The organism is Enterococcus sp. SMC-9 (assembly GCF_021011285.1).
Lineage (GTDB): Bacteria > Bacillota > Bacilli > Lactobacillales > Enterococcaceae > Enterococcus_C > Enterococcus_C montenegrensis.
Genome location: NZ_JAILYE010000004.1, coordinates 215,080 through 238,151, shown reverse-complemented (window position 1 = coordinate 238,151; position 23,072 = coordinate 215,080). Strand labels below are relative to the sequence as shown.

Here is a 23,072-nt window from a genome sequence, read left to right as displayed (position 1 = left end):
ATGATAAGAAAAATAAAAGCCGACGCCTTTCGCTTTTTCGGTGTCTCGTTGTGTTAGTAATTATCGGTGGGGCGGTCACTTTATTTTTGAATGGCGACAAATTAGTAGCGACAGGAACAAAGAAAAAAGAAGTAAAACAGCAAACTACTGCACCTTGGTTTGCGTCTTATGTAGATACGACGTTAACGCCGCAATACGCATTTGAACAATACGCTGATAATGTGGTCTTATCTTTTGTAGTGGCCCAAAAAAATGGACAAAAACCAAGTTGGGGGGCAGCCTATTCTTTAGATGAAGCCAGTAATGATTTAGATTTGGATCGTAGAATTGCACGTCTCCGTCAAAAAGGCAGCGAGATCATTGTCTCGTTTGGTGGCTTATTAAATGATGAATTAGCATTGGCCTACCAAAAGCCAGCAGAACTTGCTAAAGCCTATAAAAGTGTCATCGACCGTTATGAATTAAATACCATTGATTTAGATTTAGAAAACAAAGGACTTACGGATAAAGAAGCAGGAAAACGCCGAGGAGAGGCGTTAGCGCAGTTGCAAGCCGAACAAAAAAAGGAAAATAAAAAATTAGCGATTTGGCTGACCTTACCAGCAACACCAAAAGGGTTAACCAAAGATGGAACAGATGCAGTGGCGACATTATTAACAGCTGGTGTTGACTTAGCGGGTGTCAATATTATGACTATGAATTATGGGGATAGTCGCGATAAAAAATTGTCCATGGCAGAAAATTCAATTGATGCGTTAAAACAAACGCATCGTCAATTAAAAATCTTGTATCAAGAACAAGATATTAATTTGACCAATGAAACATTATGGACCAAGCTAGGTGCAACACCAATGATTGGGCAAAATGATGTTCTTTCTGAAGTTTTCACTTTGCAAGACGCGCGCAAGTTAAATACATTTGCCAAAAAGAAAAATTTAGGTCGCGTTTCGATGTGGTCAGCCAATCGTGACCGCAAATCGCGAGAAAGTAATATTAACACGCAAGTAGTTTCCAATCACGCCACTGGAGTAAAACAAGAAGAAGGCGAATTTGCCAACCTACTAAAAGAAGGATTGACTGGAAGTATCAAAGCAGATGCAAAACGAGAAACGGTATCTGAATTAAGTGAAGAAGAGTTGCAAAAAGCCGATGATCCAGCAACTTCACCTTATGAAATTTGGCAAGAAGCAGGGGTATATTTGGCAGGAACTAAAGTTGTTTGGAAACACAATGTTTATCGGGCAAAATGGTGGACAAAAGGCGAGGCACCAGATAGTCCAGTTTTACAATCAAGTGAAATTCCATGGGAATTAGTCGGACCCGTTTTACCTGGGGAAAAACCATTACCCAAAGTCCAATTACCAGCCGATGCCTATCTTCAGTGGAATAGCGAAGTCGTTTATCATAGCGGCGATCGGGTTATGTTTGAAGGCGTTGGTTACGAAGCGAAATGGTGGAATCAAGGTGAAAATCCAGAAAAATCTGGGGCAAATTCTGACGAGGCGCCATGGCAAGCGTTAACACAGGCTGAAATAAAAGAATTTTTGAAAAAATAAAAAAAAGCGTAACAGAAACGTTTTGTTTCAAAAAAAACGCAGTCTTATTTTGAGGAAAAGTCGTATATAAAAAAAGTACCGTGGCAAGATTTTTGCCATGGTACTTTTTTTATATTGCTTAAAAGCTAAGGGTGTCCACGAAGCTTTTTATCTTATTACTAAAGAGCCGATTAAGTTCATGGCGCCTTGCCTTTCTTATTTAACGGTCTGGCAAAACTAGATTTAAGAAAATCCCGATTAACGTCGATAACGCCATAGCCGATAATGTGAAGGTACCAGCTTCAAAAACTAGACCACCAATCCCAATTACAAGAATACTTGAAGTAATCAATAAGTTTTTCTTTTTATCAAAGTTGGTATTATTCTCAACTAAAATTTTTAGTCCGCTAGCTGCGATAACTCCGAATAAAACAAAGCTGATACCAGAAATAACTGGGCCAGGAATACTTAAAATTAATGCACTTAATTTTCCTACGAAGCCTAAAACGATAGCTAAAACAGCGGCACCGCCAATTACAAAAACGCTGTGAACACGAGTAATAGCAAGTACACCGATGTTTTCGCCATAACTTGTTACCGGTGGTCCACCTACAAATCCGGCTACGATTTGTGCCAAACCATCTCCCATTAGTGTACGATCCATCCCGGGATTTTTAAAGAAATTACGTTTGGTTAATTTGTTTAAAACCATCAAATGTCCGATGTGTTCAGTCATTGTTACAAAAGCAATTGGAGCCATAGTTGTGATGGCATTTAGATAAAGTTTAGGTTGATATTGTACAAAAATGACTTCAAAGGCTGGTAATTGGAACCAAGGAGCGTCAATAACAGGTTGGAAGTCAACGATACCAGCAACCAATGCAATTAAGTAGCCAGAAATAATACCTAATAAAATCGGAATCAAACCTAGAAATCCTGTTAAAAACATATTGAAGACGATCGTTACAGCAAGCGTCAACAATGCAACTGCGACATATTTGAAATCATATGCTCCACTGGCGTTGTACATGGCGTTGTTGGCGGCGTTGCTAGCTAGGCCAAGACCTATAACCATAATGACTGGTCCGACAACAATTGGTGGTAAAACTTTATCTAACCAATTGGTACCGATTTTTTTGATGATAAATGAAACGATGAGATAAACCATACCTGTAGTCAATGCACCTTGAGCAATAGCAGGATAGCCGTCTGTTTTCATTAACATTTGCATTGCCGCAATAAAAGCAAAGCTACTGCCGAGATAGGCTGGAATTTTTCCTTTCGTAACAGTCAAGTAGACAAGTGTGCCAAGTCCTGAACTCACTAAAGCGATACTTGGATTAATCCCAACTAAGATAGGTACTAAAACTGTTGCGCCAAACATAGTAAATAAGTGCTGCAAACTTAGGCCAAACCAATGTAATGGCGCTGGTCGATCGTGGATGTCTAAGACGACATCATCATTGTGAAAGTGAATATCATTTTTTTCTTCCATGAGAATCCTCCTAAAAAATTGGTACAAAAAAATCCTACCCTTTTAGGCAGGAGGATCGTCAATGGCTACAATGGAGATAAACTTCCCCAATTGATTTGCAACGGACCCTTCTTAGCCTCTCTGGACTATGTTAAAGGATGACTTGAAAAAAATTAACAGCCGCAGCTATTAAAATAATTTTTCAGAGGTGAATTTTTTTGCTGTTAAAAATATACACTACAAAAAGGCAGATAGCAAGGAGAATTCCTCAAAAACTGTTAAGTACATATTAGAATAAATTAAAAAATACTGCTAAATTTAGGAACAAAATAATTGTCATTTTTTTGAATAGTGAAAACAAGAATCAAGAGTGCAAAAAATTATCATAGTAATTTCTAAAAAGTGCATCTAATACTATATGCAGTGTTGTAAACATATTGTATTCAGCATTAGGATTGTTATTTAGTCTTGGAAGTTCGGAAGTCTGATAATAAAGGTTATTGACAGTTAGACTAGATAAATGATTTTTAGTTAGTGGTGTAATGGAAATTATTTCTGTTCCTTTTAATAGGATTAAACGTGAAATTTCAGTTACTTCGGTATTTTCACCACTAAAAGAGACAACTATAACGAGGTCGTTTGGTGTCACTTCTTCAGCAATCCAACGAAACTCAGTTATTGAAGGGACAGAAATTAGAAATACTCCTATAGTCATAAAATTTCTAACTAATAATTCAGTTGCATTTCTTTCACCCCAATCTGTGCCAAAAACAAATATCTTAGTTGCTTTTGCAATTAACTCGCTCATAGGTATCAAATTTGTTTCTGATATTAAGCTAATTGTCTTATTTACATCATTTTGTAGTAAATCCCAACTTTCCATACTGATTTTTTCTTGTCGTTCAAGCTCTGACTTTAGAAAAAACTTCAATTCGTTAAATCCAGAAAATCCCAATTTTTTTGATAATCTGGTCACGCTAGCTGGACTAGTAAAGGTTACTTCTGCTAAATCTGCAGTTTGCATGGAAATCACCTTACTTTTAGCGGATAGGATATATTCAATTAGACTGTATTCAGTATTCGAAAAAGTTTTAATTTTATTGATTCTTTCTTCTAATCTCATCTTTGACCTCATGATATTAATTGTGAAATGGATTTCTCATTATGAAATAGAAATCATAAAATGCAAACAAAACCGCTTTCATTGAAATGGGTATTTTTTCTTTTCTATTTAATTATAATGTGAGTATAACATAAAGAAAGTCGAGTGATAGTTATGAAAATGAATAATTTGAAAGTTGTAATCGCAGGTGGTGGGAGTACGTACACACCTGGAATTGTTCAAGCAATGATTAATAGTAGAGATAAATTTAATTTTACATCGATTACATTATACGATATTGATGAAATGCGTAATGATGATATGTATCAGATCATTGACTACATGTTAAAAAAAGAAGGCCTTGAAAAAGAAGTCACCTTATCTCAGACCACAGACCCTAAGTTAGCTTTTCTAAAATCTGACTTTATTTTTTCTCAAATACGTGTAGGCGGTATGGGAATGAGAGAAATCGACGAAAAAATTCCACTTAGCCATGGTTTGGTTGGGCAGGAAACGTGTGGACTCGGTGGTTTTTCCTATGGATTACGCTCGATTAAAGGATTGTTGGAAATTGTGTCCTATGTGGATCAATATGCTCCCGATGCTTGGTTATTGAACTATACAAATCCGGAAACATTAGTTTCAGAAGCAGTTCGTAGAGCATTTCCACATGTAAAAATGTTGAATGCGTGTGATATGACAATTTCGATTGAGGAAACAGTTGCAATTAATTATGGTTATGACCGTAAAAATTGGATTCCGACATATTATGGATTAAACCATTTTGGATGGTATACATCAATTTATGATAAATCTTTAGATCGTGACGTTATGCCAGAAATTATTGAAAAATTGAATGCAGATGGATTACAAGTTGCTGATTTTAATTCAGGTGATAAGACGTGGCAAGAAGCGTGGGATATGCTGTGTGTTATGACAAAAAATTTTCCGGACTTTCTACCAAATAATTACTTAGAGTATTATCTATATTCAAATGAAGTTGTAGAAAAATCCAATCCCCAATATACCCGTGCAAATATGGTTATGGATGGTCGAGAAAAGCGTACCAAAGAAATGTCAAGAAAAATTAGAGAAAAAGTAGATGGAGATATTTTAGATTTTAATTTTGGTGAACATGGCCAATATATTGTTGATATGGCTGTATCAATATTGAATGATAAGCATGATCGATTTATGCTTATTGTTCCCAATATGGGGGCTATTCCCAATTTGCGTAGTGATGCAATGGTGGAAATTCCTGCTTATGTTGGTAGAACGGGTGCTGAACCAATCTCTTTAAGATTTGAGATTAATGACTTTCATAAAGGTTTAATGGAGGCACAAAATGCAGCTGAAAAACTATTAGTTGATGCGTATTTTGAAAACTCTTATCAAAAAGCTTTACAAGCTTTTACTTTGAATCAAACTGTACCATCTGCAAAAGTTGCAAAAGTTGTCTTAGATGAATTAATTGAAGCAAATGGAGATTTTTGGCCGGAGTTAAATTGAAAATAGGAGGATTTCTACTATGATGGCAAAAGTTCAGCGTTTTGGGGGCGCAATGTTTACACCAGTATTATTCTTTGTTTATTCAGGGATAGTTGTTGCAATTGCTTCTGTTGTTAATAATCCAGATATTGTTGGAACAATAGCATCTGATGGGACTATGTGGAATAAAATTTGGCAAATAATTGAATCAGGTGGCTGGACAGTTTTTAATAACATGGAAATTCTGTTTGCGATAGGGTTGCCGTTAGGGTTAGCAAATAAAGCTAAGTCAAGAGCTGCGTTAGAATCATTTGTTTTGTATATGAGTTTTAATGTCTTTGTCTCAAAAATTTTGGAACTATTTGGTTCAAACTTTGGTGTAGATTTTTCTCAAGAAGCAGGAAATGGATTGAAGATGATAGGTGGTGTCAAAACGCTCGATACAGGTGTATTAGGTGCGATTGTAATTGCTGCTATTGCAATTTATCTTCACAATAAATTTTTTGATACTAAATTACCTGAATTTTTGGGTATTTTTCAAGGATCAGCACTTGTTGCTATGATTGGTTTTTGGGTAATGTTAGCTGTGGGATTTTTATTTGCTTGGATTTGGCCTATGTTCCAACATGGTGTGCAGTCTTTACAAGGATTTATGGTAAGGTCAGGAAATTTTGGTGTATTTACTTATATTTTCTTGGAGAAAGCTTTATTACCAACTGGATTACATCACTTTATCTACGCGCCTTTTCAATATGGTCCGGCTGTTGTGGAGGGGGGAACAACTTTGTATTGGATGGAGCATATGAAAGAATTTGCTTCATCAACACAAAGCTTGAAGTCGTTATTTCCTGAAGGTGGTTTTAGTTTGCAAGGCCTATCTAATCTTTTCGGGATTCCAGGTATTGCATTAGCCTTTTATGTAACTGCTAAGAAAGAAAATAAGAAAAAGGTATTAGCTTTAATCGTTCCAGGTGTATTGACTGCGGTCTTATGTGGTATTACAGAACCATTTGATTATACATTTCTATTCGTAGCACCCGCTCTATTTTTTATTCATGCATTACTTGCTGCGATTTTGGCAACAACAGAGTATGCCTTTGGTGTAGTTGGTGATATGGGCGGTGGATTAATTGAATTGATAACAAAAAATTGGATTCCCATGTGGGCTAACCATTGGCAGACATACTTACTTCAAGTCGGTATCGGCTTAGTATTTATCATTATATATTTCTTTGTTTTTAGAACTTTGATTTTACGATTTGACTTTAAAACACCGGGTAGAACCAGTGATGAAGTAGAATTATTTACAAAAAAAGATTTCAAAGAAAAACAGTTAGGTGGAGAATCTACGTTATATTCTGATCAGGCAATTGGTTTTTTAAACGCTTTTGGAGGAGCAGAGAATATTGACTCAGTTGCTAATTGTGCGACAAGATTGCGAATTTCGGTAGTAGATGAACGAAAAGTAAAAGATGACAATGCGTTTAAACAATTTGGAGCCCATGGAGTTGTTCGCAACAAAAATGCTTTTCAGGTTATTGTTGGATTATCAGTGCCACAAGTTAGAGAAGCTTTTGAAGCTTATATGAAGTCAAAAAGTTAACAAAACAGCTCACTTCTGAAAAGAAGTGAGCTGTTTTTAGGAAGGAATCAGGATTATGCAAATTTTTATGATGTTTCTTCCCGCATTGGGATGGGGAATAATGCCAATTTTAGCAAAAAAAATAGGTGGTAAACCAGAAGATCAATTATTAGGAACAACTTTAGCAGCTTTGGTATTCTCATTTATGTTTAGCAGCTGTTCTAATACACATATTAACTTTAATTCATTGATATTTATAGTAGGCTTCTTGTCGGGGGCTTTTTGGTCAATTGGTCAGTTACTGCAATTTATTGCTCTAAAAGGAGAGTCTGTCTCTCAAGTAATGCCATTATCAAATGGTACACAGATAATTTTTGTAACACTGAGTGGTGGAATATTACTTAACGAGTGGCACTCATTAATAAGTTTTATAGTTAGTATTGTTGGAATTGTATCTATTTTAGTAGGAATAAAATTATTTCCAGCAACAAGAGAAGGTCAAAATAAAACGGAAAATTCAAAAATAGCTCCTTTGAAAGTAATGATAATAATTCTGATTTCATCATTTTCTTTGTGTTTATATATCATTTTCCCGAAACTTTTCCAAATAAAAAATGAAAGTCTAATTTTACCTCAAGCTATTGGGATGTTTGTTACAACGCTGGTCATTAGTAATCTACGCAAGGTTAAGTACAATAAAAAGTTAGTTTCTAAAAACATTTTGACAGGAGTGGCTTGGTCAATTGCTAATTTTAGCCTCTTTCGTTTAAGCGAAAGTGTTTCGATATCATTTGCATTTTTATTATCTCAATTAGCGGTATTCATTTCTGTAATTCTAAATAGTATTATTGCATATACGAATGGAGAACGAAGCGATAATAAAAAGATAGTATTTGGAATGATATTTTTTCTTTTTGGAATTCTCTTTTTTTCAATCTCCAAATAAATTTATCGAGCTGAGAGATAATTTTACTCACTAAAGTTATAAAACTATGATGTCTTTTTTTCGCTTAAACCAGAAGGGGCAATCCCAAATTGCTTTTTAAAAGATTTACTGAAATGGTAAGCATCTTGATAACCTGTTGCTTGAGCAATTTGTTTGATCGTTAAAGGTGTCGTCTTTAATAAATGCTTTGCTTCTTTTAAACGCAACTTGATTAAGTAATTGATGGGACTTTCACCGACTATTTCTTTAAAAAGGCGCGATAAGTAGGCTGGGCTGACAAACTGCGCTTGTGCCAGCTGTTCTAATGTTATTTCTTCTTTAAAATGATTTTCCAAAAAGTAAATAGTATCGTTAACAATTTTTTGCTGTCGTTGTTGGCGACTGGAAAGAAAAGTCGGTTGCCGCTCGTTGGTATCATCTAAGCCGCGTAAAATATGCACCAGCATTTCACTAACAAGAATTTTGCGCAAAACAAGGGTTTCTGGTGCGTCTTGATACAGTTCTTCTAAGAGGCGCCAAGCGATTTGCAACACATTTTGCTGGTGACGACCCAAATTTAAAATGGGACTTTTATGGGGAAATGTATTTCTCGGCAAACCTTGTAAAGTAAAATTCTTAATACCGATATGCAATTGATGAGACGTTTGTTTTACATGGCGCTCCATATGGTGGTAGCCCGGGTTAAACAATAAAACTTGTCCTGCTCGAATAGTTGTTTGAGGTAAGTCTTCAAAAAAATACTCGGATTCGCCTTCTAGCACTAAAGAAATTTCTAAAAAATCGTGGGCGTGAAATTCACCGACCCAGTCTTCATCACAACAGGCATCAAAGAGATATAATATTTCGGGATTAAAAGTCTGGGCGTTAATTAAATGCATGATAGGCTCCTATATTTTGTATTTAACTAAAAATAGTCTAAGTAATAAAATAAAATACAATTTTTGCAATCGCTTTAAAAAAATTGATTAAAAAAATAATGGAATAATAAATTTTGAAAATCGTCTTTGTTAATATTTTACATCATTTTAAAGAAGATATCCCATTTCTTTTCCAATTGATTGCTCTAAGATGTTTATAGACAAGAAGTTGGAGGTGAGTGGATGTCTAATATGCAATGGATTTGGCAGTATGTAAAAAAAGCGCGTAATCATTTTGGCCTTATTTGCTTATTTATTATAATCAATGCTGTTTTAATTGTGGTGAATCCTTATGTTGGAGGGTTAATTGTCGATGATGTCATTAATCAAGGGAAAAAAACGTGGTTACTACCTTTGATTGCACTGATGATTGGTACAACTGTTTTTCGGACAATTGTCCGTTACCTGTATCAAATTTTGTGTGAAAGAATGAGTCAAAACGCAATTTATGCCTTGCGAGAGGATATGTATCACAAATTGCAAAGCTTAGATTTTGATTTTTTTAACCATACGCGGGTGGGCGATATCATGGCGCGCATGACAGGGGATGTGGATGCAATTCGGCATTTCGTCGCATGGGTAACTTACAATATCGTAGAGTGTGTCTTATGGTTTTTGGCAGCAGTCATCGTGATGGCTTTTATTAGTTGGCAGCTGACTTTGGCGTTGTTGATCGTTACGCCGATTATTTTTGTTTTAACTAATAAAATGGCCAAAGAGGCGCATCCTAAGTTTTTTGAAATACGGGAGAGTTTTTCACGATTAAATTCTATGGTAGAAGAAAATATCGGTGGTAACCGAGTGGTAAAGGCTTTTGCTAGAGAAGATTTTGAGTTAGATAAATTTAAGCAATACAACGAAGACTTTAAACAACGCAATATGGAATCGGCTAAAGTCTCGGCCCGCTTTTTACCATGGTTGGATGGCTTTGCTGGTACATTAGCAGTCATCACACTGGTTTTCGGGGGAATTTTGGTTATTGGCGGTAACATGACGTTAGGGCAATTAGTAGCTTTTAATGGTTATTTGTGGATGTTAAATAATCCTTTGCGGATGAGTGGTTGGTTGATCAATGATGTCCAGCGCTTTAACGCCGCATGTATTAAGATTCGTCAATTACTAGGGCAAAAATCAAGTATTCCAGTAGAAGAAGAGGAGACACTTAATCCGATTAAAGGAGAAGTCGTCTTTGAAAATGTTAGTTTTCATTTTTCAGATGATCCGGAACATAATGTTTTATCCAATATCAGTTTTAAAACCGGACCGGGTAAAACAGTCGGTATTTTAGGCGAAACCGGTTCTGGTAAAACGACGTTAGTAAATTTAGTTGGTCGCTTTTATGACCCGACAAAAGGACGCGTTTTGATTGATGGCAAAGATGCAAAAGAATACCCCGTGCGACAATTGCGGGAAAATATCTCCATGGTAATGCAGGATGTGTTTTTATTTTCAAATACTATTTCTGATAATATTGCTTTTGGTAATCCTTATGCTGATGAAAACTTTATCCGTCAAATGGCGACAGTTGCAGATGCCGATTCCTTTATTGCGCGGATGCCACAAGGGTATGAGACTGTCGTCGGAGAACGAGGCGTGGGCTTGTCTGGTGGGCAAAAACAGCGGATCTCCTTGGCTCGCGCTTTGGCAAAAAATCCTTCTATCTTAATTTTAGATGATACAACGTCGGCTGTGGATATGGAGACAGAATCGAAAATTCAGCACGAATTGGCAAAACTGACGACAGAAAAAACGACGTTTGTCATCGCCCATCGCATTTCTTCTGTCAAAGATGCGGACTTGATTCTTTTAATGGAAAAAGGTCATGTCGTAGAACAAGGAACCCACGAAGAATTAGTTACAAAGCGTGGAAAATATTATGAAGTGTATCGTAAGCAGCTTGGTTTGACAGGGGGGCAAGAAGATGGCGCGTAATCGTTTTGATGAAGATGAAGAGTTAGCCCAAGAGTTTCGCTGGGGCGATTTAAAACGGCTATTAAGCTATGTCGCACCTTATAAAAAAGCGATTTTTGTCGTGTTGGCTACCATCATTTTGGCCAATGGCCTGGGGATGTTAGGTCCTTATCTAACCAAAATTGCTATTGATACTGTTATTCCGCAACAAGACAGTAATCGTTTGTTGTTTTTAGGCGGGATTTTTCTTTTGTCTTTAGTGGTGATTGGGTGGTGTATGCACTATCGCATCATGCACATCACAGAAATTGGGCAAGATATGTTAAAAGATATGCGTTTTGATATTTTTGAACATTTACAACGATTGCCTTTTTCTTATTTTGATAATCGTCCCCATGGCAAAATTTTGATTCGGGTTGTAAATTACATTAATACCCTGAGCGATTTATTAAGTAATGGTTTAATTAATTTAATTTCAGATATTTTCAGTGTCGTCATTACTTTAGCATTTATGTTTTTTATCGACGTCCGTTTAACGTTATACAGCTTGATCTTATTGCCAGTCCTTTTTGTCATGGTATTGATAATTCAAAATAAGCAGCGAAAAGCCTATCAAGTATTGAGTAACAAGCAATCTAATCTGAATGCTTATATTCATGAAAGTATTGCAGGGATTCGGATTACGCAATCTTTTGCCAGGGAAAAAGAAAACGCCCGCGTTTTTGATGAAGTTAGTGGGGAATATCGGACTTCTTGGATGAAGGCTGTCAAAATTCAATTTCTTTTATGGCCCGGTGTGCAAAATATTGCCGTTTTGACAACCTGTATTATTTATTATGTTGGTATCTCTTCTTTAGGGGTTAATGTCACGACGGGGACTTTGATTGCTTTTTTAAGCTATATCAATAATTTTTGGAATCCTGTTATTAATATTGGAAACTTTTATAATTCTTTAATTACGGCGAGTGCTTATTTGGAACGGATTTTTGAAACGTTAGATGAAATTCCCGATATTCAAGATGCACCAGATGCCAAAGTTTTACCGCCAATTAAAGGAAATGTTGATTTTGAAGATGTAATTTTCCGCTATGAAGAGGGCAAAAATATTTTAAATGGTGTTGATTTCCATGTGGAAGCCGGCCAAAGTATTGCATTAGTTGGGCCTACTGGAGCGGGTAAAACCACTGTAATTAATTTACTTAGTCGCTTTTACGATGTAAATTCCGGTAGTGTTAAAGTTGACGATATTGATGTACGCGCGGTGACATTACAGTCATTACGGAGTCAAATGGGGGTTATGCTGCAAGATACGTTTATTTTCTCTGGAACTATTATTGAAAATATTCGCTATGGTAAACTCGATGCTAGTAAAGACGAGATTATCGCCGCTGCTAAAGTTGTTCGAGCCCATGATTTTATTAAGGATTTAAAAGATGGTTATGAAACAGTGGTAGAAGAAAGAGGAAGTACGTTATCGGCAGGACAGCGTCAATTAATTTCCTTTGCCAGAGCATTATTGGCGGATCCTAAAATCTTAATTTTAGATGAAGCTACTTCAAGTATTGACACCAAAACAGAAGAACTATTGCAAGAAGGATTGCAACAGTTGCTAAAAGGAAGAACTTCCTTTATTATTGCGCACCGTTTATCAACGATAAAAAATGCAGACCGTATTTTTTATGTAGCTGGGGGTGTCATTGCTGAAAGTGGCAATCACGAAGAGTTAATGAAACAACGGGGTTTGTATTATCACTTGTATCAATCCCAGTATGATTTATTACAGGCAATTTAACAACGTTTATTCTAAGGAAAAGAGCCAGGATAAAAATCCTAGCTCTTTTTCTTTATTTTGATCGTTCGATAAGACGCGTTTTTTTCATCTTGCCGATGATTAGTGGGACTGTTTCGTATAAGACATCGCTATACTCTAGTCCAAACCAATTTTCAGGAGACATGGTATGGCGTTTAATAAAGAGTTTTGCCTGCATAATTTGGCGTTCCCATCTATCCAATTCTGTATTGTTGGACAATTCTTCTTCAATTAATACAAATTGAAAATCACCAACAATGCGGCCAGGTGTTAAGGAATAACGTTGAGGTTGTTCTGGTAAACGCCCGTCTTTCATTAAATCGTGAATAATTTGACGGACATAAACATTGACCTCTTGGTTGACGCGAAAGCCCAAATACAGGCGAACAACTACAATAAAGTCAGTATCTAATGTATCAATTGAAAACTCTTTAGTATAAGGCTCGTCTGTTACGATGACGTTGACAAACCAATACGTTTGCGCCCGTTTTGGTCGTTTATCCAAAATAGAGTAAACAAATTGTTTGCCGATCTCATCATTTGTAACGTGGGGCACCATAAAGACGACGTTTGTTTGATACATCGGGACACTTTCGTCGCTACGCAATGCAGTTAATTGTGGTACATATTCTTTTAGATGTACAGTATCGCTGGCTTTTTCTTGGATAATATTGCCCCACTCCCAAATAATCATGACAGCTAAAATGAAAAGGGCCATAATGACTGCGACAAAACCTCCATGTAAAAATTTGGCGGCACTGGAAATGAAAAAGATAGTTTCAATTGCGGCAAAGAAAAGACTAACACAAGCTGCCAATAAACGATTGTGACGTTTTTGGGCCAAATAAAAATAAAGAAGCAAGGTGGTCATTAACATCGTAACGGTAATCGATAGTCCGTAAGCAGCCTCCATATGAGAAGAGGTTCTAAATGTTAAAACAATTAAAGAACAAGCTAGCCATAAAATAAAGTTTACCGCGGGAATATACATTTGCCCAATTGAAGAACCAGGGTACATAATTTTCATGCGCGGTAACAAGCGCAACTTAATCGCTTCTGAAACAAGGGTAAAAGAACCTGAAAGTAAAGCCTGTGAAGCAATGACAGCAGCGATCGTAGCAAAGACGACACCGAAGATCATCCAGCTTGCCGGTAAAATTTGGAAAAATGGATTTAACTGTTCAATTGCTTGTGTTTTAGGATCTTGGTAAACACTTAAAAGCCAAGCTGCTTGCCCAAGATAGTTTAGCAATAAACAAATTTTGACATAAGGCCAGCTGACCCGAATATTTTTCTTCCCTACATGTCCCATATCCGAGTAGAGAGCCTCTGCCCCGGTAGTTGCTAGAAAAATATTTCCTAAAATTAAAATTCCTAACTTATTATCTGGACTAAACAAAAGTTTAATGGCATACAGCGGGTTTAGAGCGCGAATAACCGATAGATCTTGGCCAAAATGGAAAAGCCCCATCCCACCTAAAAAAGTGAACCATAAAAACATTACCGGTCCAAATGCTTTACCGACAACATCTGTTCCAAAACGCTGCACCGTAAATAAAATCAATAAAATAATTAAGGTGATAATGACAATGATATTTTGATTCATCCCAAAGTGTTCATAAAAAGCAGGAATGCCGCGAAGCCCTTCGATGGCTGTTGTCACGGTTACAGCAGGCGTTAAGACGCCATCGGCTAGTAAAGCTGCACCGCCAATCATGGCTGGAATAATGAGATATTTACTTTTTTTACGGACCAAGGTATATAAAGAAAAAATCCCACCTTCACCGTGGTTATCGGCATTTAAAGCAATCACTACATATTTGATGGTCGTTAAAAAAGTTAACGTCCAAAAAATTAAAGAAACTGCGCCCAAAATAAAATCGGGATTTAAACTTTTTAGGCCACCGTTTTCTTCTACAATCGCCTTCATAACGTAAAGAGGGCTTGTCCCGATATCTCCGTAAACAACCCCCATGGCGACTAGCAGACCAGCTGCTGTTACTTTTGACATTTTTTGCTGACTCATTTTTTCCTCCTAAGTTTGCTTAAATTAACCAAAATTTTTTTATTAGTGAATTTTTGGTTTAACTTAGGTCTGGCAATTATGTTTTAGACCAGCGATTTACGCGAGTTGTTGATCTAAAACCATAGCTCATCTATGTGCTACTCCCCTAATTAAGCTACATTATCAAGACTTTTTAGGGCAATGTCAAACAATAGCTGTAAAAAAATCAAATATATCAAGAATAATTCGTCTTCATGCTAAAATAAGGATAAGTATATGAAGAAATGAGGAGTTAAAATGACTTTTTACGGCATAAGCTATTTGCAAAATAATGCTGGCGTAAACGACTATATCAAATATGGGCTGATTTTTGCCGCCTTGCTTTTTTTGATTTTTGTATTTAGCGCTTATTTACGGCACCGGTTAGATACCAAATATCGAGATTTAACGATTATTATGCTGTTGTTGCTGCTTTTTTTATTAGGGGTGCAATATTCTGATTACAAACAAGATCAAACCAATCATTCTCAATCATCTCAGATGGTGCATTTTGTTAAAAGAGTGGCTCAAGATGAAGTTGTCACACCCGAAGAAGTATATGTAAACAGCACGACTTTGTCTGATCAAATGCTCGTGTTGATTGGTGATGATTGTTACCGGGTAACATTAAGTCAAGATGGTACGAATTTTAAATTGGATTCGGTTGCTTTGTTGACATCAAAAGACCAAATTGTGAAACAAAAATAGGGGGAAATAAAATGAGTTACTATTTACCAATTTTGGCTAAGTTTGCTTTAGGCCTAATTTGTTTAATCTTACAAATTACGATTATGGGTAAAGGCAATTTGGCTCCGACTTCACCCATGGATCAAGTACAAAATTTCGTTTTAGGGGGCATTATTGGTGGTGTGATTTATAATGAAGCCATTACTGTCTTGCAGTTTGTATTGGTCTTAATTATTTGGACGCTGCTAGTTTTGGTTTTGAAATTTGCAAAAGAACACAATCGTTGGGTCAAACGCGTTATAGACGGCGCACCGGTCACGTTAATTCGCAATGGGGCTGTTAATGTGCAAGATTGCCTACGTATTGGTATTTCTGCAAATGATTTGATGTTTAAGCTACGTTCTAATGGTATTTTTGAAGTGGAGAAAGTGAAGCTGGCTGTGATGGAACAAAATGGCCAGTTAAATGTGATTGAATATGGTGCAGAAATGATCCGCTATCCTATTATAGTAGATGGGCAAGCTAACTTTGATTTATTAGAAATCATTGAAAAAGACAGCGATTGGCTAGAAGCTGAGGTAAAAAAACAAGGCCATGAGCGGATTGGCGAAATCTATTTAGGTGAATATTTAAATGGCAACGTTATATTAACTGCCTATGATGCACAATAAATAAAAAGACCGATGCTAATCAAATGCAAAAGATAGTATAACGATACAGTGTGTTCTTATTCTGAGTAATCATCTGATAAAAAAATGAGAAAATAAAAAAGAAAATGTTGTTTCAAAGTTGTTTTACTGCGTGTAAAAGACTTTGAAACAACATTTTTTGTCGCGTGATTTATCGAGGGGAAATGAATTTTTAATACATAACATCGTTATTTATAAGTTTTTAGCTGTGTTTTTTAATAAATCTTTTTTTAGGTGGGAAGGATATAAAAAAAGTGGGTTAAAGCACTAAAATATCTCACATTTTTTTAGGAATTGGCTTCGTACATGCTAGTATAAATATGCAAGTAGAATATTTTAAGGAGGGCTGTCAATGCGAAGTCGAGGTCGGTTTTTAGTTGGGTTGATATTATTTATGATTTTATCTGTTATTATATTGGCAGGTGTATTGTTAGGAGTTTTGAAATATTTGGGATTGGATTTACTGGTATAGTACATATTTTTTCAAGCTTTAAAATTACATAAAAAAAGCGTCTTTTAGCTAATCAATCGAAAAGTTAACCCTTTACGATTGATACATGCTAAAAGACGTTTTTTTCATCTATGGAAGGAGTATAAATTTTTTGAAAAACAACATTGCTTTGAATGTTTTAGCGCTGTCCATTCTTTTGAACTGCCTAGTTTCACGAATTAATCCTGCGATCAAAGTCGAAATTTGCTAAAAAGAAAAAGCCGTTTTCGTAAATCTTGGTCTTATAGCTCAACTCTGGACAATTTCCTGCCGCTTTTTTTATCGATTAAAAGGCAATTAAGTGAAAAACCCCTAAACAGACTGCTTTTATTTTGCGAACTTTTTTGTTTTTGTCATCTAATTGTTCATAAACTTCGCGAATTGAATCTTTTGTTAATAAATAAAATAAATAGCCGGCACCACCGGCAATTAGGGTGAAGATAAATAAGAATAACATAAGAGCAAATACACCTCGTAATTTTATTAAATTGCTAAATAAAGCGGCTTGTAGCCAAGATGATCTAATAGTTTGGCAAAGTCAGCAAATTGCATGATTAACGTCGTTGAATTGATATTTGGGTGAAAACCAACGGTATCATTTTGATCAATGGCTTTGTCTATGACCACTGTGATTTTGTGATCATGATCATTTGGTAAAGCTAAAGGTGTGACTGAACCTGCAGGCACATTGAGTAATTCTAACAAATTTTTTTCAGAAACAAAAGAAAGACGCTTTTCCGCTAAAATTTCGGCTAAATGTGTCAAATCTGCTTGCTTTTCATCAGGTAAAATGACTAAAAAACGATGTTCGCCTTTGCGAGGCTTTAAAACTAAATTTTTTACTTGCGGTCCAGGTAATGAGAAGGGCACGTTTTTAACAGAAGTAATGGGCTCGTGGTCCACTCGTTGATAAGAAATATTTAAATCAGCTAACAGGCGGTACGCTTCTTGTTGTGTTGCAGTCATGAAAAAAACTCCCTTCAAAGAAAATAGTTGACAAAATGCATTTGACCTTTTAAAGTTAAAGACAACCTAATAATACGACATCGATAAGAAGAGTAGCAAGTTTGTTTATCCAAAGAGAGTCTCTGGTTGGTGAAAAGAGACGATGGCAATTTGTGAACCACATCTTGGAGTTGTTTTTCTGAAATAAAAGTAAGAAAATCCGGGTATGCCCGTTACAGCAGCAGTCATTGATAGATGACTTATGGAGGCTCTCGTTGTAAAACAAGAGTGAAAAAAGGTGGAACCACGTAATTTACGTCCTTTAGCGCATGCGCTAAAGGACTTTTTTTATAGTCGGATTACGAATTTCTCGTAAATTCCTTTGTTACCATAGTCAAACTTCACAAACTAGTGCTAAAAAACGAAGGCGGAATTTACGGTTGGGTATAATTTTTCTTAAATTTCCCATTTGTTTTTTAGTACAAGGAAGTTTTTAAGCTTTGTTATTTTGATTTGACTGCTTAAGTTTACTTTTGTGAAAAAGTAAAAAATAAGAGGTGGCACCGCGTTGTTACGCCCTCTGATGTAAAAGTCAGAGGGCTTTTTTTATCTGGAAGTAAAAATTTTCACACGAAAATTTTTCGTTTATCAAAAGATAGACCGTGAGCGATTCATACACTTGCTTTTTAATTTGTCAGGTTAAAAAGTTGCGTCTGACCCAGTGTCTTCCACTTTTTTGAATTAGAAAAATAAAGGAGAGAAACAAATGAATTATTTAATTTCTGTTTTACCACAATTGTTGTCTGGTGCAGGCATCACATTAAAATTATTTGGTTTAACGCTATTGGGATCGATTCCGCTAGGGATTATTTTAGCTTTTGTTCTAGCGAGTCATCTGCAACCTTTCAAACTATTGGTGCAAGTCTATGTTTGGGTAATGCGGGGGACACCCTTACTACTACAGTTAATTTTTATCTTTTATGGGTTGCCTTTATTGCTACCAGCTTTGGTTTTAGATCGCTTTGATGCAGCGCTATTGGCTTTTGTGATTAATTATGCTGCCTATTTTGCTGAAATTTTTCGTGGCGGGATTCAATCCATCCCCCAAGGACAATATGAAGCGTCCCAAGTATTACGCCTAAGTAAAATGCAGACGATCAAAAAAATTATTATTCCGCAAGTTGTAAAAATTACTCTTCCCTCTGTGGGAAATGAAGTTGTTAATTTAGTAAAAGATACTTCATTGGTTTACATTTTAGGCCTTTCAGATATGATGCGTATCGGCAAAATTGCGATGGAACGGGATACAACATTACTACCGTTAGTTGGTGTTGGTTTGATATACTTAGTAATGACTGGTTTATTTACGTTAATTATGAAACTTTTAGAAAATAAATTAAATTATTACCGTTAGGCAGGTGAAGTAGAAATGTTGGAATTAAGAAAAATTAACAAGGCTTTTGGTAAAAAAAATATTTTTGAAAATTTGGATTTAAATATTCCAGACGGCGAGATTTTAGCTATTGTGGGTCCTTCTGGTGGCGGGAAAACAACGCTACTACGGATGTTGGCAGGTTTGGAAAAAGCAGATAGCGGAACGTTTTTATTAGACGGTAAAGCCTTTAATCCCACTGCCTTAAATGAACAAGAACAAGTTGTTGGTGTGGTGTTTCAAGACTTTCAATTATTTCCTCACCTGAGCGTTTTTGAAAATATAACTTTGGCGACAAAGTTAGTCTTAAAAGAAACACAAGCTGTCTATAGTAAAAAAGCCGAAAAATTAGCAGCTCAACTAGGCTTAGAAGATTTATTACAAAGTTATCCTTACCAATTGTCTGGTGGTCAAAAACAAAGGGTGGCGATTGCTCGGGCGATGGCAATGGACCCGCAAGTTCTAGCTTATGATGAACCAACGAGTGCTCTAGATCCAGCCTTAAGAGAACAAGTGGAAAAACTAATTTTATCTTTAAAAAAAGAAGGCGTCACTCAAATTGTGGTTACCCATGATTGGGCCTTTGCCGAACATATTGCTGATCAAACGTTAAAAGTATCACCAAAATAAATGGGAAAAAATGGAGGTTTGGAAAATGAAATTAAAAAAATGGGGCGCGTTATTAACAGTAGTGGCAAGTCTGGGTTTACTGGCGGCTTGTGCAAGCAAAGAGGAAAATCCTAAAACGAAAGCAAACGAAGTACCAAAAGAAGTTGTTATGGGTTTAGACGATACTTTTGTGCCGATGGGGTTTAAAGACAAGAAGGGAAATTTAGTTGGTTTTGATATTGATTTAGCCAAAGCAGTATTTAAAGAAACAGGACAAAAGGTCAAATTTCAATCCATTGATTGGTCTATGAAAGAGACAGAACTAGATAACGGGACCATTGATGTCATTTGGAATGGCTACTCCAAAACGGCAGAACGGGAGAAAAAAGTCCTTTTTTCAGATACGTATATGGAAAATGACCAAGTGTTAGTAACACCAAAGAAAAGTAAATTAACTGCTTTTAAGGATATGAAGGGAAAAATTTTAGGCGCGCAAGAAGGTTCTTCTGGGTATGACTTGTTTACAAAGCAACCAGAAGTATTAAAAGATATTGTGGCCGATAATGATGCGGTCTTATACGCTAGCTTTAACGAAGCCTTTATTGATTTAGAAAATGGGCGAATCGATGGCTTATTAATCGATAAAGTCTACGCTGATTATTATTTAACGCAGAAAAAGCAAATGGATGATTACAATATCATCAAAGGTCCTTTTGAAAATGAAGACTACGCAATTGGCGTAAGAAAAAATGATCAGGCTTTAGTAGAAAAAATTAATACAGCACTTAAAACATTAAAAGACAACGGTGAATTTAAAAAGATTTCTGAAAAATGGTTTGGTGAAGATGTCGCCCCAAAATAATTGCGAAAAGATAACTTTTAACAGGCTGAACAAAACTTTTGTTCGCCTGTTTTTTTTTGTATAATGGAGAAGATGAAATGAGGGATTGAAAATGGCACAACCAAAACGCCAGAAGAAAAAGAAACGCGTGACTAAAAAACAACAACAGCAACAAGAAAAAATGATGTTGGCGGCAATCGGCGCCGCATTTATTATATTTGCCGGATTGGGTTTATTTAAGCTAGGCTTTTTAGGCACCTTAATTGCAAATTGCTTGCGGATTATCGGTGGAAATACGTATCCTATCTTGGCTGTGGCTTTAGCTTTGTATGGCTTGTGGCTAATGGTTAAAACGACAGCAGCAAAGTTTGAAAGTTTTCGCCGCTTTTTTGGTGGCTTGCTGATTTATGCGGCATTGTTATTATTTTTGCATGCTCTATTATTCCGCAATGTGATTAGTGGCACACCCAATATTATCACTACGACTTGGGGAACATTATTAGGAGACATTCGCTCTAATCAAGTTAGTCAAAATGTCGGCGGCGGTATGTTGGGGGCAATTTTGTATCAGGGAAGCTACTTTCTTGTTTCCCAAGTGGGGAGCTATTTTTTGGCCTTCTTACTTGCAATAGTAGGGGTGTTTTTAGTCAGCATGATGAGTGGTGGCGAATTAGTAGAACACTTGCAAAATATAGGGGATAATTTACAAGAATTTTTAGCTGGTGATCCTGCGAAAAAAGCTGCGCGACAAGCGGCGAAAAAAGCGCGACAAGAAGAAAAAGCGGCGAGAAAGGCCGAAAAAATTGCAGAAGAAAAAGCAGCGGCTAAAGAAGAGTTGGCCCGCAATGAAAAAAATCAAGTGCGTCCCATGACTGCTGGAGAAAAATTGGCAGCGACAGAAAAAGTTGACACGGCAGTCGAAGCTGAACAATTGAGTTTTGTGCCGATTGATCACTTCCAAGAAAAATTGGCAGCAAAACCCAAAATGGATTCTAAAATACAAAATACACCAGATCTTTCAGAAACTACGGCAGAAATGCCAGATGACGGTGAAGATTTAGACTTTGAAATTCCTGCAGAAGCAGAAGATCGTGATTATCAATTGCCAGATGTTGCATTATTAGATTCACTACCACCGACTGATCAAAGTGATGAGTATCAAAAAATTGAACACAATATTGGAGTCTTAGAAAAAACCTTCCAAAGTTTTGGTGTCGATGCCAAAGTTGTGAAGGCTAGTTTAGGACCAGCAGTAACGAAATTTGAAGTGCAACCGGCAGTTGGTGTTAAAGTTAGCAAAATTGTTAGCTTGACCGATGATATTGCATTAGCACTAGCGGCAAAAGATGTGCGGATGGAAGCGCCAATTCCCGGAAAATCTTTAATTGGGATTGAAGTTCCCAATAGCAGTATCAGTACAGTTTCCTTTAGAGAAGTTATTGAGGCACAGCCAGATCATCCTGATAAATTATTAGAAGTACCACTTGGCCGGGATATTTCCGGGCGAGTACAAACGGCTGATTTAACTAAAATGCCGCATTTGTTAATTGCTGGTTCCACTGGTAGCGGGAAATCAGTAGCCATCAATGGGATTATCACCAGCATTTTGATGCGAGCAAAACCTCATGAAGTCAAATTAATGATGATTGATCCAAAGATGGTGGAATTAAATGTCTATAATGGTATTCCTCACCTCTTAACTCCGGTTGTAACGAATCCTAGAAAAGCCGCGCAAGCATTGCAAAAAGTAGTTAAAGAGATGGAAGAACGTTACGAGAAATTTGCCGCAGCTGGTGTTAGAAATATTACCGGCTACAATGAAATGATTTTAGCCCGTAATTTAAGTCATGGGGAAAACAATCCGATTTTGCCATTTATTGTTGTTATTGTCGATGAATTGGCGGATTTAATGATGGTTGCTTCAAATGAAGTGGAAGATGCGATTATTCGCCTAGCGCAAATGGCACGAGCGGCGGGTATTCATATGATTTTGGCTACACAACGGCCAAGTGTCGATGTTATTACCGGGATTATTAAAGCAAACGTTCCTTCACGTATGGCCTTTGCTGTTTCTAGCGGTACAGATTCTCGTACCATTTTAGATAGCAATGGCGCAGAAAAACTACTTGGTCGTGGCGATATGCTCTTTTTACCAATGGGCGAAAATAAACCGATTCGTGTTCAAGGCGCATTTATTTCCGATCATGAAGTGGAACGTGTCGTGGAATTCATCACAGAACAACAAGGTGCTGAGTATGAAGAGAAAATGATGGTAACCGAAGAAGACGAAACAAACAGTGGCGCCAATGCACAACCAGAAGATGAGTTGTATGAACAGGCAAAAGATTTAGTCGTTGAAATGCAAACTGCCAGTGTTTCTTTACTGCAACGCCGTTTTCGTATTGGCTACAACCGAGCAGCACGCCTAGTCGATGAATTAGAAATGCATGGTGTTGTGGGGCCTTCAGAAGGTAGTAAACCCCGTAAAGTTTTAATTGAACCAAGTGAACCAGAAGAACTTCCGCAAGATTTTGAATAAATAGTTTCATTTTCAACACTAAAAATATATT

18 protein-coding genes and 1 other annotated feature are annotated in these 23,072 nt (G+C 36.6%); of the genes, 12 read left to right on the top strand and 6 right to left on the bottom strand.

The window, feature by feature from the left end:
- Positions 1-50 precede the first annotated feature (50 nt).
- Positions 51-1,556, top strand: coding sequence for a chitinase (locus K4422_RS07640; protein WP_230710285.1), 1,506 nt, complete (start codon positions 51-53; stop codon positions 1,554-1,556).
- 199 nt (positions 1,557-1,755) lie between these two features.
- On the opposite strand, the gene K4422_RS07635 is transcribed toward K4422_RS07640, so the two are convergent.
- Positions 1,756-3,030, bottom strand: coding sequence for a solute carrier family 23 protein (locus K4422_RS07635; protein WP_230710283.1), 1,275 nt, complete (start codon positions 3,028-3,030; stop codon positions 1,756-1,758).
- 343 nt (positions 3,031-3,373) lie between these two features.
- Positions 3,374-4,132 carry a MurR/RpiR family transcriptional regulator gene (locus K4422_RS07630; protein ID WP_230710281.1) on the bottom strand — a complete coding sequence of 253 codons (759 nt, stop codon included), beginning with the start codon at positions 4,130-4,132 and terminating at the stop codon, positions 3,374-3,376.
- Positions 4,133-4,285: 153 nt separating this feature from the next.
- Between K4422_RS07630 and K4422_RS07625 the strand changes: the two genes are divergently transcribed.
- From K4422_RS07625 to K4422_RS07615, 3 genes are read left to right on the top strand one after another with little or no spacing between them, the layout of a single operon-like run.
- Positions 4,286-5,620, top strand: a complete 1,335-nt coding sequence (locus K4422_RS07625) for a family 4 glycosyl hydrolase (protein WP_442896728.1) — start codon at positions 4,286-4,288, stop codon at positions 5,618-5,620.
- A gap of 19 nt (positions 5,621-5,639) precedes the next feature.
- Positions 5,640-7,202, top strand: coding sequence for an alpha-glucoside-specific PTS transporter subunit IIBC (locus tag K4422_RS07620; protein WP_173102229.1), 1,563 nt, complete (start codon positions 5,640-5,642; stop codon positions 7,200-7,202).
- Between the two features lie 55 nt (positions 7,203-7,257).
- Entirely contained in the window at positions 7,258-8,127 is an 870-nt protein-coding gene (locus tag K4422_RS07615; protein WP_230710276.1) for a GRP family sugar transporter, read from the top strand.
- Between the two features lie 44 nt (positions 8,128-8,171).
- Here the strand turns inward: K4422_RS07615 and K4422_RS07610 are convergent, their stop codons facing one another.
- Positions 8,172-9,005 carry a helix-turn-helix domain-containing protein gene (locus K4422_RS07610; protein ID WP_206902254.1) on the bottom strand — a complete coding sequence of 278 codons (834 nt, stop codon included), beginning with the start codon at positions 9,003-9,005 and terminating at the stop codon, positions 8,172-8,174.
- Between the two features lie 222 nt (positions 9,006-9,227).
- On the opposite strand from K4422_RS07610, the gene K4422_RS07605 reads away from it, so the two are divergent.
- The gene (locus K4422_RS07605) at positions 9,228-10,976 is read left to right on the top strand and encodes an ABC transporter ATP-binding protein (protein ID WP_230710274.1); all 1,749 of its coding nucleotides are present in this window, start codon (positions 9,228-9,230) and stop codon (positions 10,974-10,976) included.
- Positions 10,966-12,747: an ABC transporter ATP-binding protein gene (locus K4422_RS07600; protein ID WP_206902256.1), complete on the top strand. Its 1,782-nt coding sequence runs from the start codon at positions 10,966-10,968 to the stop codon at positions 12,745-12,747. The genes K4422_RS07605 and K4422_RS07600 overlap by 11 nt, the downstream gene beginning before the upstream one ends.
- Positions 12,748-12,799: 52 nt before the next feature.
- Here the strand turns inward: K4422_RS07600 and K4422_RS07595 are convergent, their stop codons facing one another.
- On the bottom strand, positions 12,800-14,791 hold the full coding sequence (locus K4422_RS07595) for a KUP/HAK/KT family potassium transporter (RefSeq protein ID WP_206902257.1): 1,992 nt from the start codon (positions 14,789-14,791) through the stop codon (positions 12,800-12,802).
- Positions 14,792-15,067: 276 nt separating this feature from the next.
- Between K4422_RS07595 and K4422_RS07590 the strand changes: the two genes are divergently transcribed.
- Both K4422_RS07590 and K4422_RS07585 read left to right on the top strand, forming a co-directional pair.
- Positions 15,068-15,517 (top strand): DUF3290 domain-containing protein, encoded by a 450-nt coding sequence (locus tag K4422_RS07590; RefSeq protein WP_206902258.1) that lies wholly within the window; start codon positions 15,068-15,070, stop codon positions 15,515-15,517.
- Between the two features lie 11 nt (positions 15,518-15,528).
- The gene (locus K4422_RS07585) at positions 15,529-16,167 is read left to right on the top strand and encodes a DUF421 domain-containing protein (protein ID WP_206902259.1); all 639 of its coding nucleotides are present in this window, start codon (positions 15,529-15,531) and stop codon (positions 16,165-16,167) included.
- Positions 16,168-16,961: 794 nt separating this feature from the next.
- Here the strand turns inward: K4422_RS07585 and K4422_RS07580 are convergent.
- Positions 16,962-17,132 carry a hypothetical protein gene (locus tag K4422_RS07580; protein WP_206902260.1) on the bottom strand — a complete coding sequence of 57 codons (171 nt, stop codon included), beginning with the start codon at positions 17,130-17,132 and terminating at the stop codon, positions 16,962-16,964.
- Between the two features lie 26 nt (positions 17,133-17,158).
- Entirely contained in the window at positions 17,159-17,641 is a 483-nt protein-coding gene (locus tag K4422_RS07575; RefSeq protein ID WP_206902261.1) for a prolyl-tRNA synthetase associated domain-containing protein, read from the bottom strand.
- A 71-nt stretch (positions 17,642-17,712) separates the two neighbouring features.
- Positions 17,713-17,946: a binding site (T-box leader), on the top strand.
- A 440-nt stretch (positions 17,947-18,386) separates the two neighbouring features.
- On the opposite strand from K4422_RS07575, the gene K4422_RS07570 reads away from it, so the two are divergent.
- The 4 genes from K4422_RS07570 (at position 18,387) to K4422_RS07555 (ending at position 23,041) form a co-directional block, all read left to right on the top strand.
- Entirely contained in the window at positions 18,387-19,034 is a 648-nt protein-coding gene (locus K4422_RS07570; RefSeq protein WP_206902262.1) for an amino acid ABC transporter permease, read from the top strand.
- Positions 19,035-19,049: 15 nt separating this feature from the next.
- Positions 19,050-19,682 (top strand): amino acid ABC transporter ATP-binding protein, encoded by a 633-nt coding sequence (locus tag K4422_RS07565; RefSeq protein WP_230710271.1) that lies wholly within the window; start codon positions 19,050-19,052, stop codon positions 19,680-19,682.
- 25 nt (positions 19,683-19,707) lie between these two features.
- Complete coding sequence (locus tag K4422_RS07560) at positions 19,708-20,523, top strand: amino acid ABC transporter substrate-binding protein (protein WP_230710269.1); 816 nt, start codon at positions 19,708-19,710, stop codon at positions 20,521-20,523.
- A 91-nt stretch (positions 20,524-20,614) separates the two neighbouring features.
- The gene (locus K4422_RS07555; RefSeq protein ID WP_230710267.1) at positions 20,615-23,041 is read left to right on the top strand and encodes a DNA translocase FtsK; all 2,427 of its coding nucleotides are present in this window, start codon (positions 20,615-20,617) and stop codon (positions 23,039-23,041) included.
- Positions 23,042-23,072 lie beyond the last annotated feature (31 nt).

Coding starts and splice junctions, on each gene's coding strand:
- K4422_RS07635 (WP_230710283.1), bottom strand. CDS start 3,030: ATGGAAGAAAAAAATGATATTCACTTTCACAATGATGATGTCGTCTTA.
- K4422_RS07630 (WP_230710281.1), bottom strand. CDS start 4,132: ATGAGATTAGAAGAAAGAATCAATAAAATTAAAACTTTTTCGAATACT.
- K4422_RS07625 (WP_442896728.1), top strand. CDS start 4,286: ATGAAAATGAATAATTTGAAAGTTGTAATCGCAGGTGGTGGGAGTACG.
- K4422_RS07620 (WP_173102229.1), top strand. CDS start 5,640: ATGATGGCAAAAGTTCAGCGTTTTGGGGGCGCAATGTTTACACCAGTA.
- K4422_RS07615 (WP_230710276.1), top strand. CDS start 7,258: ATGCAAATTTTTATGATGTTTCTTCCCGCATTGGGATGGGGAATAATG.
- K4422_RS07610 (WP_206902254.1), bottom strand. CDS start 9,005: ATGCATTTAATTAACGCCCAGACTTTTAATCCCGAAATATTATATCTC.
- K4422_RS07605 (WP_230710274.1), top strand. CDS start 9,228: ATGTCTAATATGCAATGGATTTGGCAGTATGTAAAAAAAGCGCGTAAT.
- K4422_RS07600 (WP_206902256.1), top strand. CDS start 10,966: ATGGCGCGTAATCGTTTTGATGAAGATGAAGAGTTAGCCCAAGAGTTT.
- K4422_RS07595 (WP_206902257.1), bottom strand. CDS start 14,791: ATGAGTCAGCAAAAAATGTCAAAAGTAACAGCAGCTGGTCTGCTAGTC.
- K4422_RS07590 (WP_206902258.1), top strand. CDS start 15,068: ATGACTTTTTACGGCATAAGCTATTTGCAAAATAATGCTGGCGTAAAC.
- K4422_RS07585 (WP_206902259.1), top strand. CDS start 15,529: ATGAGTTACTATTTACCAATTTTGGCTAAGTTTGCTTTAGGCCTAATT.
- K4422_RS07580 (WP_206902260.1), bottom strand. CDS start 17,132: ATGTTATTCTTATTTATCTTCACCCTAATTGCCGGTGGTGCCGGCTAT.
- K4422_RS07575 (WP_206902261.1), bottom strand. CDS start 17,641: ATGACTGCAACACAACAAGAAGCGTACCGCCTGTTAGCTGATTTAAAT.
- K4422_RS07570 (WP_206902262.1), top strand. CDS start 18,387: ATGAATTATTTAATTTCTGTTTTACCACAATTGTTGTCTGGTGCAGGC.
- K4422_RS07565 (WP_230710271.1), top strand. CDS start 19,050: ATGTTGGAATTAAGAAAAATTAACAAGGCTTTTGGTAAAAAAAATATT.
- K4422_RS07560 (WP_230710269.1), top strand. CDS start 19,708: ATGAAATTAAAAAAATGGGGCGCGTTATTAACAGTAGTGGCAAGTCTG.
- K4422_RS07555 (WP_230710267.1), top strand. CDS start 20,615: ATGGCACAACCAAAACGCCAGAAGAAAAAGAAACGCGTGACTAAAAAA.